Here is a 15655-nt window from a genome sequence, read left to right on the forward strand (position 1 = left end):
AGTATATGGGTGATAGATGGCAATATGCGTTTATAAATATTTTCTTAAAATTGTTGAAGACAAAGAAATAAAACCTATATTAGACACTAGCCGCTAGGGCGCTGGACTGGACAATTTTCAAAGTCGAAATTTATACTTTCTAATCTTGTAAACAAGCAAGGCCGATTGGCCCTGCTTGTTATTTGACAATTACTTTTCCAACCATACCTTCCTGGAAATGGTACCTACATATCAAGTCATATGTACCAGGATTTTTCGGATTCACGGTAATAGTTTTTTCTTTTCCCGGCTGGACTTCGGTGTCAATACTGAGCTTTTCCACTGTGAAGGTGTGCTTTTTCTTACCTTGGTTTTTCAAAATCAGCGTTGTCGTTTTCCCATTCGGAATCGTGATGACACTCGGATTAAAGGAATCATCATGCAACTCGACCTCTATCGCTTTCACTGTCTCAACAGGCCGTGTTACGACGCCGGATTCAGCGAATACATCAAGTGAGCCTAGAGTTGTCATAACCAAAATCATCCCAAACATAACGACCAATCCAGTTAACCACTTTTTCACAGACATTCTCAATCCCTCCTTTCCTAAGCACTATTGTTTTCCAATTGATACAATTTTATCACTTTAATTTGAGTTCCAACGTGTATCAAATAGTAACTCTTTTATCTGAAACAGCGACAATGAAAAAAGATCGCCTCTAATGACGATCTTCTGGAATCCATTCTACTTCAATTAATAGCAGGTTACTGAATACGGAAACCCCTTTATACATTAAATTACCGTGGAGTTTTTATTTTTTACACTTATTAAATTGTCTCTATTCAATTTGATATTTAATTTTTCGGAACCCAAGAGCATTATTGCAATAAAACCTGCAATGACAAATGGGAAGATTCCTAATGTCGAGTGTGCTGCAATGAAACCAAGAAGTGGCGGTAGGAACGTACTACCTGTATAAGCAACGGCCATTTGATACCCCATGATTGTTTGGGAATGTTCCTGCCCAAATCGTGTTGGCGTTTCATGCAACATACACGGAAATATCGGTGCCAATCCTAATCCAACCATAATAAAACCGACAAGCGAGAAAGTGGGCGGCAATGGTAGGAGTAGGAATGCGGCACCAGATAATGCTATTATTTGCCCCACCCGAATGAGCGTGCGGTTACCTATTTTCAAGGTAATAAAGCCTGTTATAAATCTTCCGATTGTGATACCCGCGTAATACAAGGAAACCCATTTTGCCGCTGCATCTACGGATAATTCTTTTACATTTACCAGGAAACTACTTCCCCAAAGCCCCATTGTTGCCTCCGCACCACAATAAAACAAGAAAGATATCAAAGCTAGCTTAACTCCCCTAATTTGCAAAGGTTTTCGATATTTAGCATCTACTCCATATAATCCATCATCTGTATTTTCTGTCTCATTAGAGATCACAATGCTGTTTCCTCTCACCTTATTCCATAAAGGCAAAGTGAAGAAAAGAATGACAACTAATACAAACTGCAGACCAGCGATGGCAAGATACCCGTTTCTCCAAGAATGTTGCCCTGTAATAAACTGAGCCATAATTACGGGACCTAGTGTAGCCCCAACTCCCCAAAAACAATGAAGCCAACTCATATGGTGTGCTTTGTAATTTGTCGCTACATAATTGTTTAATCCCGAATCAACGGCACCTGCACCTAATCCAAGTGGTATGGCACAAATAAATAACCAAAAAAGCGAAGGAGCAAATTGAAACCCAAGCAGTGCTCCAGCAGTCATTAAACAACTGAAAAATGTGACAATGCCCGTTCCGAAGCGTTTAAGTACAACTTCACTAGCAAAACTGGAAATGATCGTTCCCCCAGCGATTGTCATAAAAAGCAAACCGGCTGTCTCAAAGTGAGCTCCAAATTCCGATTGCATCAAAGACCATGACACTCCCAACAATGAATCAGGTAAACCTAAGCTTATAAAAGCCATGTAGATAATTACTAAAAAGAATGTAGCCATTATAACCCCGCCTTTTAATTTTTTGTAATAGGTATTGAATTGTCTTAACTGTTTATTCCGGTGATCATGAGATCAAGACCAAGACTTTGTAATCCAAATAAATAATCCTGTTTCCAATCACTCATTATAAGTTCTGGAAGATGCTCTGCTGGAATATACTTTGCACTTCGGTCTAAAATTTGGTCTAGGATAAATTGGTTGACTTCATCATCACAAAAAATAATTGTATAAGGATTAATGATAGCTACAAAGGAAGCTACTAACCTGCTAATGGCGTCGACCTCATAGTCCTCACATATAAATGCTTTCATAGGCCTGTTTTCATTTTGCAAAGCCTGGCCAAAATTTTGGTCATCGTACTGTGGAACGAATGAAACCTCTCCTGAAAAATTAGTGTTACCTCGTACCACGACTCCATTTACCATAATTCCAGCACCTGGACCATTTTGACCTGAATATAAATAAACAAGAGATTTATTTTTCTTATTTCCCTTACTATCGTAATATCCAAGCACCGCCGCATTCATATCGTTCTCTATTACAACAGGTATTGAGAAACGACTTTCCAAGTATCCCTTCAAATCGAAGTTTTGAAGGTGTTCATACCCAGGTATATAAATAATCCGTCCATCATCCACGGAACCAGGTACACCGATGGATACACAACTAATTTTTGGATATTTCTCTCTGATCTCTTCAACACAGTCGGTTAATAATCGTAAATCTACATCTGCTAAGAGACTTGAGGTTTTTCCAACATCCTTCACTTCACCTAAACAGTTAAAGACAATATAATTTGTCTCTGTCCTCTCTAAAAAGATTGCCATACCTAACATATACTCTGGATTATATGTATATCTTTTTGCCCTTCTTCCACCACTCGAATCATCAAGACCAACTGAAATCAGTTCACCATCCTTTTCCATCTGGGTTAAGAATTTACTTATGGTAGGGAAACTAATTTCTAATTTATTGCTAAGTTCAACTTTTGTTGCACTGCCAAGTTCTAAAAGAGATTTACGAATACCGCGAAGGCTTTCCTTCCCTATCGATTTTGGAGTCGTATTCACAAAGGTCACCGCCTATTAAAATGGACTTATTAAAGAGATTTAATAAGTATCAACCAAAAAACTTATTAAATCACTTTAATAAGTCGTGTTGATAATATATCATATAATTTTTCCGGAAACAATGGAGATTATGAATGGAATAGCTCTGTATTCAAAATTCAGGTGCCATTTTTAAACTTCCTGAACTGTCAGTGGAACAAGAAAAAAAGGCTGCGCAGCAACCATTTTTTAAACTTAAGACCCCGTTTGTTTATGCGAATTAATTTATTAAATTCATTTGTATTGATGTATTATTTACTAATAACAATCGATAGTTTATAGCTCACAAAATTACTTAGGCTTGTCAAAAAACCATCTAATATTTCATTGGATGGAAATTTGCATTCGAGAAGATAACAACTTTCTCCACTAATTTTGAAGTTGTTTATGACGCAATGTTCTTGTTTTTTAACGAACGACAAATAAGGTTGATGGTTCGTGCTTTTCGTATAAATATGTATAATAGCGTGAACAGAATACCCCATTTTTGCTTGATTGACTTTTATGCTATACCCCTCAATAATCCCTTTATCCTCTAACTTCGCAACCCTGGCTGAAGCAGCCTGTCCAGTCAAATGGACTTTTTCACCCAATTCCTTCATCGTGATACGGCTGTTCTTGGAAAGTTCATCTATGATTCGTATATCCGTGCTATCTAACATTTATTCAATTCCTTTCAATAATCAAGTGAAACCGCAAAAAGACTTGATTTTTTCTATGTAAGTAAAAAGCGGTCCTATTATAAACTATATGTACATTAAAAAAAAGGAGCTAAAGAATATGAATCTACAATTAATTCGTAATGCAACATTAGTTGTCCAATATGCAGGGAAGAAGTTTTTAATAGATCCATTTTTGTCTGAGAAGGGTACTTATCCGCCCTTTCCCAATTCATTAAGTCAAGATCAAAATAATCCTTTAGTCTGCTTACCAACCTCCATTGACGATATTATTAAAAATGTTGATGCTGTTATTGTAACTCATCTACACTTAGATCACTATGATGATGCTGCCAAAGAAGTTTTGCCAAAAGATATAAAAATGTTTGTACAAAATGAAGAAGATGCTGGAATAGTTAGAAACGATGGGTTTCAAAATGTAGAGGTTCTAAAAGAAGATACAGTTTTTGAAGGGATCCAATTAATCAAAACAAAAGGCGAGCACGGAAGAGGAGAAATATTAAAGCTTGCTGGTCTAGTGTGTGGTGTTGTCTTCAAGCACACAAATGAGAAAACTTTATATGTTGCTGGAGATACAGTTTGGTATGAAGCGGTCCAAGAAGTAATTGCAACACATAACCCAGAAATCATTGTTGTAAACGGTGGAGATAATCAATTCCTGCAAGGTGGTTCCCTAGTAATGGGGAAAGAAGACATATATGAAGTTTACAAAACTGCCTCTAACGCAAAAATTATTTCTGTTCATATGGAAGCTGTCAATCATTGGACCTTATCGAGAGCAGCATTGAAAAGTTTCATTAATGAAAATGGAATTTCATCAAATGTTTTGGTACCAGATGACGGAGAATCATACTCATTCTAAGAATCAGAACACTCTAAAATATAAAACAGTGGGAAACGAATGCTTCCCACTGTTTTTAACGTTATTTAGCTGGTGTTTTCATTAATTGTTTTGAAAAGTTGACTGATCTAATTTCACTAACAAATGTAGAGCCTAATAGCAATACACCACCAAGCATTTGAACAATTGTCATTTGTTCTTGCAGGAAAATTGCAGAAATCAATATAGCTACAAATGGATCTACATAACTTAGCATAGCTATACTCTGTCCTTTTAATTTTTCCATACCAGAGAAAAATAACCAAAATCCAATCCCCGTATTGATGATCCCTAAAATTAAAATAAAAGGAATGGAAGAACTTGATACTTCAAAGATACCAAAGCCGGAAGTCAAGAAAACATATGGCATTAGAAGTAAAGTGGTTGTTCCAAGCTGAATGATGGTCAGCTCTAACTTTTCCATATCTTTAATAAATTTATTTAAAAGCAATAACGCAGCATAAAATGCAGCTGCGATTAATCCAAAGGAAAGTCCAAGTATATCATCCGATCTGGGTGCACTCACGCCTTCTCCTACAATCATTAACATACCTATGATCGCTACACCAATACACACAATTTTTTTAATGGATAATTGTTCCCGAAGTACAAAGGGAGAAAGAATCATCACAAACACAGGTGCAAAGTAATAACCTAGCGTTGCATTGGCAATTGTCGTATGGTCATACGATTGATAAAGAAAAATCCAATTTCCTCCCAATGCAATACCTGAAAGAATCAAAAATAAAGCATTAGATTTAACTAAATTCCATGATATTTTTTTCTTAATCATGAAGAATATTAACAGTAAAAATAAGCATCCTATGAAACTGCTTAGTAAAGCTCTTTCGCTCGAAGATAGATCAATGTATCGAACAACTAAACCAATTGTACCGAAAATAATCATTGATAATATAAACTGAATTTTAGATTTCATCGTCTCCTCCTACGAATCTGCGAAAAAGCTTATATTTCGCAGATTCTTAAGTTTTTACCATTTTCACATCCAATTTTTGATTGATCTCGATACAGTCCTCCATTGAAAATGCTTCATCTGTATTCACTCGTTCAAATGAAATCTGTAACTTTGTCTATGATTCTTAGACCCATATCTAGTAGCGGAGACTTATAGCTGTCTGGTGCTTTTTCCATAATATCACTCACTAAAAAACATCTTTATATACCTTTTCCTTTCCTAACTTGAATTTCTGATAGTAATAACATATCATATTGATGTGTATTACAAAAACGAATGTTTCTCATGATATGTATGACGAAACCAGATGGGAAAGGAAAAGAGATATGAATATCCAAAAATATATGGCATTTGTCAAAGCAGTAGAATTTGGTAGCTTTACAAAAGCTGCCGAAGCATTGGACTATTCACAGTCTGGGATCAGCCGTATGATTAACGATTTAGAAACGGAATGGGGGGTTTTCCTTTTCGAAAGAGGACGTGCCGGTATCAGTTTAACCTCGGATGGCTTAAAGTTACTGCCCCAATTAAAGCGAATCTGTAATGAGCATGAAATCTTAATGACGCAGATCGAAGACTTACACGATATGCAGTCTGGGATGATTCGTATTGGGACATTTTCCAGCGTAGCAACCCATTGGCTCCCTAACATTATTAGAATTTTTAAGAAGGATTACCCAAAGATAGATTTTGAACTTCTGCTTGGTGATTATACTGAAATTGAAAGCTGGATTCTAAATGGACGTGTTGACTTCGGATTTGTGCGGCTACCGACAAAAGCAGAACTTGAAATTATCTTTTTGGAGCAAGACCGTTTGCTGGTAGTGATTCCGGAAAATCATTCGCTTGTTAATTGCGAAAAGTTTCCAATCAACGACTTACTGAACAGTCCGTTTATGCTATTGGAAAAGGGAGCAAAAGCAGAAATCTCTGAAATTTTTGAGAAGCACCATATTTCGCCGCAAGTTAATTTTACAACATGGGATGACTATGCAATTATGTCTATGGTGGAAAACGGGCTAGGAATCAGTATATTACCAGAATTGATTTTACAGCGTATTCCTCACAAAATTATAGCGAAAGAGCTTGAAGTTCCTGCTTTTAGAAGTATTGGTATTGCTACGAGAGAGCAAAAATCACTTTCCCTTGCGTCCAAGAGATTTTTAGAATATTTATCATTTAGGAACAGAGAGTGAAAAAGTGTGATGGGGAAATCATTTAATCACATTGTTAAAACACCACATCATTTTGCCTTGTCGAAGTCCGATGGACTTACTGGCTCCTGGCCTTGGACCGATTGAGATCCTCTGTAACTGCCCCTTAGTACAGTAAGAACAGCTTTAGAAAGATCCCTTTTGATAAAGAAAGCGATATAAAAAATTCCAATCAAGGTATTCTTGAAAGGAATCAGGTTTGTTTTTTGTTTTCAAGTTTTGATTTTATGTTGTTATTTTGAGATATGATGATATTGCTAAATATTGTTGTTGCAATAATGCCTAAAATCGAAAAAAAGACAATAGCAGCAAAGTTGGTATTATCACGCATAACAGTTCCTCCCTCTATGTTAGGTATAGTTTGTTTTAAACATTTAATTATTATTCGCTATAAATACTTCGAGTATTAAATGCAATAGAAGAGAAGGTGCTTGTTCATTTAACGGGACAGCATTCCTGTAATGAGTGAAAATGAAGTTTGAACAAAAAAATAACCTCTTGGTAGAATAAGAGTGTCCTAAACGAATTAGTGAGTATTCGAGAGATAATTGTATCTTACTGAGGGAGCTAAATAAGAATTAGGCTGTTGCAGCAGAGCGATTTAATGATTGTTGTTAAGCAACATTAGTTTACCTAATCTTACTGCTATAGATACTTCAGTCGAGGAATTCACCGAAGGTGCCTACCATATTACCGACAAATCTAAAAGGTTCAGTTTTGAGATTTCCTTGTTCAAAAAGTAAAAATGCAACTTCAATTCGTAATTATTGCTACCCTTGTCTATAATAAAAGGCAGCTCTACATAAAGTAAGCTGCCTGAAAGAATTGATATTTTTTATAGTCTTTATTTTTTTAAATGATAAGGAACAGTCGTGATAATAACATTTCTCCGAAACAGTAAGTAGGCCCGAATCAGTAAACTTGATTGATTATGCAGAATATTGTGCCAACCTTTCTTTGTAATAAATTGTGGGATGATTACTGTGACTCGGTAGTTCGATTCACTAGCTTTATGTTCAATAGTATCAACAAATTTGGTAAGGGGATTAATGATACTTCTGTAATGAGAGTGCAGCGTCACCAGTCTTACATCTGGTTGCCACTTCTTCCATTTTTCTTCAAAGTTTTTCTCGTCATCTCTTTCAAAGGAGACATATACTGCAATAATTTGATCTTGAGAAAGTGATTTTGCATAGTTGATCGAATTCGCTACCACATTAGTCATGCCAGCAACAGGAACTATTAGTACATTTCCTTCAATTGGCATTAATGGTTCACAAGTTGTGAGGCTAAGCTGGGCACCGACTGCTTCATAATGCTTTCTAATTCGGTAGAAAACAAAAAGAATAATTGGTAAAAAAACTAATACCGACCATACTTGAGTGAATTTAGTTAAAAAGAACATCATTGTGACAATAAAGCTAATAATGGCCCCTATTGTATTAATTATTAGTTTTGGAAGCCACCCCTGAGGCTTCTCGCGAATCCATTTAACGATCATTCCGGTTTGGGACAAGGTAAATGGAATAAACACACCAACAGCATAAAGAGGAATTAGATGCTCTGTTTCTGCCTGAAAAGCAATAATTAAAATGATTGAAGTGATGGCAAGTATGATAATGCCATTTGAGTATCCCAATCGGTCTCCTCTAACAAGAAACATCCTTGGAATAAACTTATCTTTTGCAAGATTAACTGCTAGCAATGGGAAAGCAGAATAACCAGTATTTGCAGCAAGGATTAAAATTAATGCTGTAGTACCTTGAATAAAAAAGTACATGAAATTCCGTCCAAAAGTCTCCTCAGCAATCTGTGATACAACGGTTACCTCTGCGCTTGGCGTAATCCCATAATAGTAGGCTAAATAAATAATTCCTGAAAATAATACGGCAAGTAATGCGCCCATCATCATTAACGTTTTGGAAGCATTATTAGGTGCGGGATCTTTGAAGTTAGGAATTGCATTGGATATAGCTTCAACCCCAGTTAAAGCGGAACTTCCCGAGGCAAACGCCCTTAAAAGAATAAACAAACTGATTCCGGTAACAGGTGTACCAATTGGGGGATGTAATTCAGGCGAAACTCCTCCTGTTATAATATTATAAATTCCCACACCAATTAATATGAACAACGCTAATACGAACAAGTACACGGGGTAGGCTAAAATTGATGCGGACTCTGTTACTCCTCTTAAATTTAAAATTGTAATTAAAATGACGAATACTATGGCAATTTCGACATTAAATTTATGTAAGGTCGGAAAGGCAGATGTTATCGCGTCAGTACCAGCAGACACACTTACAGCAACAGTTAGTATGTAGTCTACCAATAGAGAGCCTCCAGCTATTAAGCCAGGATTTACACCTAAGTTATTTTTTGAAACCACATATGCTCCCCCACCGTGAGGATACGCGAAGATGATTTGCCTATAAGACAAGATAAGAGCTGTTAAAAGTATTAATACACCAACTGCGATAGGAATTGAATACCAAAATGCAGCTGCACCAATTGTAACTAAAACTATCAGTATTTGTTCAGGACCATATGCCACCGATGATAGAGCATCAGATGAAAGGATAGCTAATGCTTTCGTTTTGTTAAGTTTCTGTTCTCCTAATTCATTGGATTTCAAAGGACGTCCAATTAAAAACCTTTTTAAGGCTGAAATCATTAATTACTCACCACCCAATAGTGTTAATAAGTTTTATATTACCCTTTAAACAGTAATTTCCACAAAAAGAGCAATATTTTTACACAAATAAAAAAAGTGCCTACAAGTCATGGTAAATAGACCTGTAGACACGTCATTTTTCTTGTGTCACAAGCTCCACCTTCCTTCTCATTTAACGCTTACGAGGTTAGCTGTCGGATTCGGACCTTTGAGTAGCCCTACCTTGAAAGGATTCACCCCGTGGATTAAATAACAACCCACAAAAATGGTTCCCCCGTACCATATGGTTTCAGCGACTTAAGAATTTGAAACTGTGATTATATTACTCCTGTAAATAGCAAAAGTAAATGAAATTTATGTAAAAAGATTAAAACTTTAGGTCAGTGGTAATGTTAGTAATATAGATATTATTTCAACCTCGTAGAAGATTTTAAAATTCCACACGGAAATGAGGAATTATATGTTCAAAGAAAATAGTCCCTTTTTATCTGATGACTTTTTAGATGAATTAGCTAAAGAAATTAACAAACAATTTGGACGTCCTACAAATGAACAATATGTAGAGCCTACCAACAATGATATTGATTAAATTGCACACGGATCAAATATAAAGGATAAAACCTAATCGCTCATTGATTTGCTTAATGAGAAAATTAGAGGTGCATAATGAAGAAACCAAAGATGCTATTAATATTACTGTTTGTTCTACCCTGGCTTTCATTCCCTATATTAGGTCGGAGAACAATAATTAGATTTTTACCCGCTACTATTTTTATTAGTGTCATCTCAAAAATATTATACTCGATAGGTAAAAAACGTAGGTGGTGGTTGTTTTATACAAAAGTAAATCCTAAAATAAGCGGTGACACTGCATTTGTATTTGGTCCTTTCTTTCTTTCAGCACTCTGGATTCTTAAATTGACATACAGTAGATTTCCTTTGTATCTAATTACAAATATCATAGTTCATATATTATTTGATGTTTGGGGATTAAAATTTTTAAAACGAACACGAATAGCTACATTAGTCAGAATAAATCCATTCCAGCATTTTTTGTTCCTTCAATTTAGAGCCTTGCTTTTATATAGCTTTCAATTATTGTTTGAGAAAATAAGAAAATATAAAAACCCTTTATTGAATAAAATCAGTCAATAAGGGTCTTTTTTTTGCCACCTTCTTCTTCAACTATCCTGTTACTTTAATAAGCTATCGGAACTAAAAAGGCATAGGTTCCATTTTTCAACACCAAATAAAAATTCATTCTATTTCTTTGGCATATGCAGCTTCAATTTCCTTACACAACTAAGGGAATTGTTTCCTCAGGATAAACCGAGTGTTTTTTTGTAAATAATAAGATTGTTAAATAATAAAATGCGGAGGAATTCTATGCAACAGGAACAAGCTAAAGAGAATGTGGGTTCTATTATGAGACCAGAATTTGCCGGAACTGATGCACAAAAAGTAAAACAAGAAATTCAAAAAGATGTAAGCCAAGGACAAGGTGCAATGACTTCCCGAGAGGCAGGAGCAATGCAAGATTAAAAAACCACTCTGAGTGGTTTTTTATTTTTCCTTCACTCTTTCACCCGTGGTTACTTTAATTGAATTAACTTGTCAAACCGTTTAGCTATGTTTCAATAAAATAAAATTTTTATTCAGCTCCCTTTCATTAATTGATATCCTGATTGCTAAGTCACTAGTTCGTAAAACATAATCTTTGACACCTATAAATTCAGATTCAGCAATCAAATAGAATTGTGTTCCCTTTTTTATTCCATTAAAATTATTCTTTAGCTTATATACCTTCATTATCTTACCTAGCTACTCCCCATCATCTTTATTAAATCTGACATGTAAACACTTGTATTGCTTTTATGAGTCTGCCAGCATTTACAAAAATTCCAGTTATGGATCTTCATAAATCCACATTGGATTATTCAAGAAACTTTAATCACCTACTGCTATTATTGTCTTATCGTTTAATTTCTCCGTATAGGGCACCTAAACTATCTGCTTGCACACTTTTATCCATACAAGACCACCTTTTTCCATATTAGGTATTCTCTACATTATATCAAATCTTTTCAGCTAGCCTGCTCCTTTGGTTATTTACAAAAAGAGCCACCCGATTGGTAGCCCTGATTTTCAAGTACACGCCCCCGTTAGCTTAAGTGCAATGATTAACAATTAAAAAAGCTGCCCCAATATAAATAGAACAAGGAGCAGCGGCCTTAGACCACTGCTCCTTGTTCTATTTATTGCCAATTTACCTTTCCCGCCATGATGGTTACAGGAATAGAGATCGATTCGACTAATGGAACTCTTTTCACCTGCCCTTTTTTTTCAAATAATAAAGACTCCTTTTTATTTCCTTTTCTACTTTTTGAAAAAACGTCTCTAAACCCTTATTAGCTCCACCCTCTAATACCCGCTGACCTGCCAAAGCGAGGGCACCTGTTACCTGTGCTTCAGCTTTACAGTTTAGTTGGGTCGCCCCTTGTTGATCATTAAAATAAAGTTCAGCTTTACCGGAAATTTCTCCGATATTACCCGTTCCAATTACTTGTAATTGAAGGATGGAGGATGGCTTCTTCTCATGGAGTTGAATCTCAAGGACAAAGTGATCTTGAATGGGGCCCATTTTTATCTCCACTTCAGCTTGGTATACACCTCTGGTCACTTCTGAAAAAGACTTACAACCAGGGAGTGAGTTCCGCAGCACCTTTTCATCCTTGATATATTTCCACACAATGTTCCTTGGCAGCCCGAATGTGTATTCGTACGCGAATTTCACTGTTCCCCCTCCAATTGACCACAAAAATTACAATCAATTATATGTATTCAATTGGATTGTAAATGGTTAAAAGGAACTGAGTATGTTGTTTTTTATGATTGGCCGTCTAAGGGGTATGAAGGACAAATCTCGCAGCAAAAACAATAAATTTGTCTTTCGCCTATCATGATGAATTCATCTCTGATTCTCCTATTAGTAAAAAAAACCTACTTCCACTGGGAAATAGGGTCTTACTCTTTTCAGATATTTTATTGTGAGAGAAGCTGCTGCGCAACTATATAACCTGATCCGCCATTCACTCCATGTCCAGGCCAGGTTGCGGCACCGAGCATATACACATTTGGAATAGCTGTCTGATGACCCGGCTGCCCTGGTAAAGGTCTAAAAAGATAGCTTTGCGCCAAATCGTGCGCCCCGCCGTAGGGATCCCCCGGTCCTGCGTTCGGGTTAAACCTGGCAATCGTATCTGGGGTGACGACATGTTTTCCAATCACCGCACTTGGGATATTTGGGATATGCTTACTCACCACATTTAGCACGCGTTCTGTGAACCGCTCGGTTAAATCATGCGTCCATGTACCATCTCCGACATCGATAAGGTTAGCCGCATCCCTACGTGGACGGATGGGCACTTCTAGCACTTGAATGCGCATGATTGCTTTTCCTTCCGGTGCTCTCGTTGGATCGAGGTTGGTAGAACAATCGACCGTAAAGGTAGGATTGGACGGAAGCAGATTGGCCGCCCCTTGGGCAATCGCTAGAGTAAATCCGTCCAGTCCATCTGTTAGATGCGGCTGCCCGACACGGTTAAACCGTTTATCTGGCCAGTTTGGCGGCTCACTTAGTGCTAGATGAATTTGGACGCAGCCTCGGCCGTATCGATATTGTTTCGCTTGTGCCCGAAGTGGTGGTGAAATCTCTGTATCGGCCAAGAGCGAGAGATAGAGCTGATCAGGTGTGGTTGAGGCCACGACTGCCTGCTTAGCACGATACTTTTTCCCCTTTGAAGTTCGGACGCCAATCGCTCGACCGTTCTCCACTAGGATTTGATCAACATGAGTATGGGTAAGAATCTCGCCGCCTTGATCCTTTATCAGTTGAGATAATGCTTGAACCAGTTTCTCACTACCGCCTTCAGGTATCGGCATCCCACCGCCCATCAGTGCCAGCACCGTCAGCGGTACCCAAATCCCGCTTCCGACTTCATCCGGCGTGCGGCCAAGGTGTGTGACCCAGGAAGCCAGCATCGCCCGCGTCACCGGTGACTGAAGAGAACTGACCGTATTACGGGCGGTTGTAACTAGCGAGGCAGCGAAAGTCGAATAGCCCGCCCCGCCCCCTTCGTGAAGCAAGCGCTTCAGGATCGGTGCAGCTTCAGGACTGGAGAGATCCATATTGAATAATCCAAATACATCGTTAACATATGGATTTAACTGTTCAAACATGCCGGCAAGTGCTGCGCCGTCTCCGGGAGCCAGCCGTTCTGCCTCAGCAATGAGCTCTTCAAATGAACTAGGCAGGACAGCAGTTCGTCCGTCTTCCATCGAAACACCGGTCGGCAGGTCCGTATTTATGTATCGGAGCCCGCGTGCTTCTAGATCCCCTCTTAGTTCAGCGTAGGCTGGTCCGGTTGTAAAGAGAGGATGTGCAGCAGCAAACACATCATGTTTGAACCCTGGCAGCGTCAGTTCTTCGGTACGCAGAAATCCGCCCGGGCGATCATTTTTTTCTAAAACTAGGACGCTGCGACCCGACCGCGTTAAATAGGCAGCCGTAATTAAAGCATTATGGCCGCTTCCAATCATAATGACATCAAAGTTATCCATCAAATCTCTCCTTTAATAGGATCAAGCCATATCTACGTAAAAAGATATTCTGGAGGATGGATACTAAGTACTAAATCTAGTGCTTTTATAAAAAATTTTAAGCAGTTACTACCAATATTGAGACACTTCAAGAAAACCTTGCTTTGATAGATTGAATGTGCAATTTTTTGCGAAATGCAATCAATAAAAAAAGGCAGCAGCTCGTCCTGTGTAAAGAATCAGCAGATCATATCCAGTTATTCAACTACACCTCTATTTCAAGGCTAACAAATGATTAATCTCTACTGCATATACATCAAGGGCAGCCTGTAATGCTTGTCCACGATTAACGTTTACTCCGTGACGAATTAAAACCGCTTCTAATGCACCTAGAACAGCAAGAATATTTTCTTTACGGCAGCTATATCCCATAGTTCCTATTCTCCAAATTTTTCCGTGAAGTGGGCCAAAGGAGGATGCTATTTCAATACTAAATGCATAGAGGAGCATTTTTCGTACGGATTCACCATCCACACCGCTCGGAATTTCTATGCAGGTTACACACGGCAGTTTATGTTCCTCATCGCCAAACAGATTCAATCCCATTGCCTCTAGCCCCGCCACTAACGCTGTTTCATGATACCTATGGCGGTCAAATCGCTCTTCTAGTCCTTCAGCTAACACCAGTCTCAGTCCCTCGTACAAAGCATAAATCATTGAAGTGGCCTCTGTATGATGATTGAGTCTTCTTGGGCCCCAATAATCTTGAAGCATACTTAAATCAAAATAATTGCTTGCAATCGGATGTCTGCTTCGGGAATAGCGCAGGTCCTCCTCTGTCGCTATCCCGCGTTCGACCTTTTTACGAGCAGTAAGGATACGTTCAATTCGTTCATTAAAGGTAATTGGTGCCATCCCAGATGGAACGGACAAGCATTTTTGGGTACCGCCTATTAAACCGTCAATATACCATTCATCGGTTTTGACTTCTACTCCACCGATTGAAGCAACAGCATCCACCACGAACAATACGTCCCGTTCACGACATGAAATTCCAATCTCCTTAGGAGGCTGCATTCTACCTGTGGACGTCTCTCCATGAACAATCGCTAAAATTTTCGGAGATACCCTCTCTAATTCATCGATTACAGTTTGCGGATCAAACACTTCTCCCCACGGGCATTCCATTGTATATACTTCCGCACCATATCTTTCACAAATCTCTACTAATAAATGACCGAATCTCCCATAAATCGGCACAAGCACCCGATCTCCTGGTTCAATGATGCTGCAAAGGATCGCTTCATTTCCGGAGCGCGAAGTGCCATCGATTGGAAATGCCCACTGGTTCTTCGTTTGAAAAACTTGGCGAAGCATTTCCATGACTTGGTTCATAATATCCGTAAACGCCGGATCAAATTGTCCTTAAATAGGTGTACTCATGGCCCGTAAGACACGGGGGTCCACTTCAACCGGTCCTGGGGTCATAATGGTTTGCATTGGTGTTTGCAGCTCTGAAAAAGT

Annotated in this window: 14 protein-coding genes and 1 riboswitch; of the genes, 4 read left to right on the top strand and 10 right to left on the bottom strand. The window is 38.1% G+C overall.

Annotated features, from left to right (window positions below):
* Positions 1–178 precede the first annotated feature (178 nt).
* The 4 genes from ACSU6B_RS03750 to ACSU6B_RS03765 all read right to left on the bottom strand — a co-directional run bounded on the left by ACSU6B_RS03750 (position 179) and on the right by ACSU6B_RS03765 (position 3773).
* Complete coding sequence (locus ACSU6B_RS03750; protein WP_410882865.1) at positions 179–568, bottom strand: cupredoxin domain-containing protein; 390 nt, start codon at positions 566–568, stop codon at positions 179–181.
* Between the two features lie 204 nt (positions 569–772).
* Positions 773–2002: an MFS transporter gene (locus ACSU6B_RS03755; protein ID WP_410882867.1), complete on the bottom strand. Its 1230-nt coding sequence runs from the start codon at positions 2000–2002 to the stop codon at positions 773–775.
* A 44-nt stretch (positions 2003–2046) separates the two neighbouring features.
* The gene (locus tag ACSU6B_RS03760; protein WP_410882869.1) at positions 2047–3072 is read right to left on the bottom strand and encodes an ROK family transcriptional regulator; all 1026 of its coding nucleotides are present in this window, start codon (positions 3070–3072) and stop codon (positions 2047–2049) included.
* Between the two features lie 290 nt (positions 3073–3362).
* Positions 3363–3773: an Lrp/AsnC family transcriptional regulator gene (locus ACSU6B_RS03765; protein WP_410882871.1), complete on the bottom strand. Its 411-nt coding sequence runs from the start codon at positions 3771–3773 to the stop codon at positions 3363–3365.
* A gap of 118 nt (positions 3774–3891) precedes the next feature.
* Between ACSU6B_RS03765 and ACSU6B_RS03770 the strand changes: the two genes are divergently transcribed.
* Positions 3892–4653, top strand: a complete 762-nt coding sequence (locus ACSU6B_RS03770) for an MBL fold metallo-hydrolase (protein ID WP_410882873.1) — start codon at positions 3892–3894, stop codon at positions 4651–4653.
* Positions 4654–4714: 61 nt separating this feature from the next.
* On the opposite strand, the gene ACSU6B_RS03775 is transcribed toward ACSU6B_RS03770, so the two are convergent.
* Positions 4715–5608 carry a DMT family transporter gene (locus ACSU6B_RS03775; RefSeq protein ID WP_410882875.1) on the bottom strand — a complete coding sequence of 298 codons (894 nt, stop codon included), beginning with the start codon at positions 5606–5608 and terminating at the stop codon, positions 4715–4717.
* Positions 5609–5973: 365 nt separating this feature from the next.
* Between ACSU6B_RS03775 and ACSU6B_RS03780 the strand changes: the two genes are divergently transcribed.
* A complete protein-coding gene (locus tag ACSU6B_RS03780) occupies positions 5974–6843 on the top strand; it encodes a LysR family transcriptional regulator (protein WP_410882877.1) in 870 nt (289 codons plus the stop codon).
* 211 nt (positions 6844–7054) lie between these two features.
* Here ACSU6B_RS03780 and ACSU6B_RS03785 read toward each other — a convergent pair whose 3' ends face one another.
* Together ACSU6B_RS03785 and ACSU6B_RS03790 are read right to left on the bottom strand one after the other, a co-directional pair.
* Positions 7055–7192 (bottom strand): hypothetical protein, encoded by a 138-nt coding sequence (locus ACSU6B_RS03785; RefSeq protein WP_410882879.1) that lies wholly within the window; start codon positions 7190–7192, stop codon positions 7055–7057.
* Between the two features lie 513 nt (positions 7193–7705).
* A complete protein-coding gene (locus ACSU6B_RS03790; protein WP_410882881.1) occupies positions 7706–9532 on the bottom strand; it encodes an APC family permease in 1827 nt (608 codons plus the stop codon).
* Between the two features lie 160 nt (positions 9533–9692).
* Positions 9693–9837: riboswitch (cyclic di-AMP (ydaO/yuaA leader) on the bottom strand.
* Positions 9838–9992: 155 nt separating this feature from the next.
* On the opposite strand from ACSU6B_RS03790, the gene ACSU6B_RS03795 reads away from it, so the two are divergent.
* Positions 9993–10121 (top strand): hypothetical protein, encoded by a 129-nt coding sequence (locus ACSU6B_RS03795; RefSeq protein ID WP_168243370.1) that lies wholly within the window; start codon positions 9993–9995, stop codon positions 10119–10121.
* A 797-nt stretch (positions 10122–10918) separates the two neighbouring features.
* Positions 10919–11074: a hypothetical protein gene (locus tag ACSU6B_RS03800; protein WP_214716742.1), complete on the top strand. Its 156-nt coding sequence runs from the start codon at positions 10919–10921 to the stop codon at positions 11072–11074.
* A 784-nt stretch (positions 11075–11858) separates the two neighbouring features.
* Here ACSU6B_RS03800 and ACSU6B_RS03805 read toward each other — a convergent pair.
* From ACSU6B_RS03805 to ACSU6B_RS03815, 3 genes are all read right to left on the bottom strand, one after another.
* Positions 11859–12326 (bottom strand): CoxG family protein, encoded by a 468-nt coding sequence (locus ACSU6B_RS03805; protein WP_410882883.1) that lies wholly within the window; start codon positions 12324–12326, stop codon positions 11859–11861.
* Positions 12327–12574: 248 nt separating this feature from the next.
* A complete protein-coding gene (locus ACSU6B_RS03810; RefSeq protein WP_410882885.1) occupies positions 12575–14152 on the bottom strand; it encodes a phytoene desaturase family protein in 1578 nt (525 codons plus the stop codon).
* Positions 14153–14404: 252 nt separating this feature from the next.
* Positions 14405–15529: a pyridoxal-phosphate-dependent aminotransferase family protein gene (locus ACSU6B_RS03815; RefSeq protein WP_410883314.1), complete on the bottom strand. Its 1125-nt coding sequence runs from the start codon at positions 15527–15529 to the stop codon at positions 14405–14407.
* Between the last annotated feature and the right edge of the window lie 126 nt (positions 15530–15655).

Origin of the sequence: Neobacillus sp. C211 (assembly GCF_051842875.1) — a bacterium.
Taxonomy (GTDB): Bacteria; Bacillota; Bacilli; order Bacillales; family Cytobacillaceae; genus Neobacillus.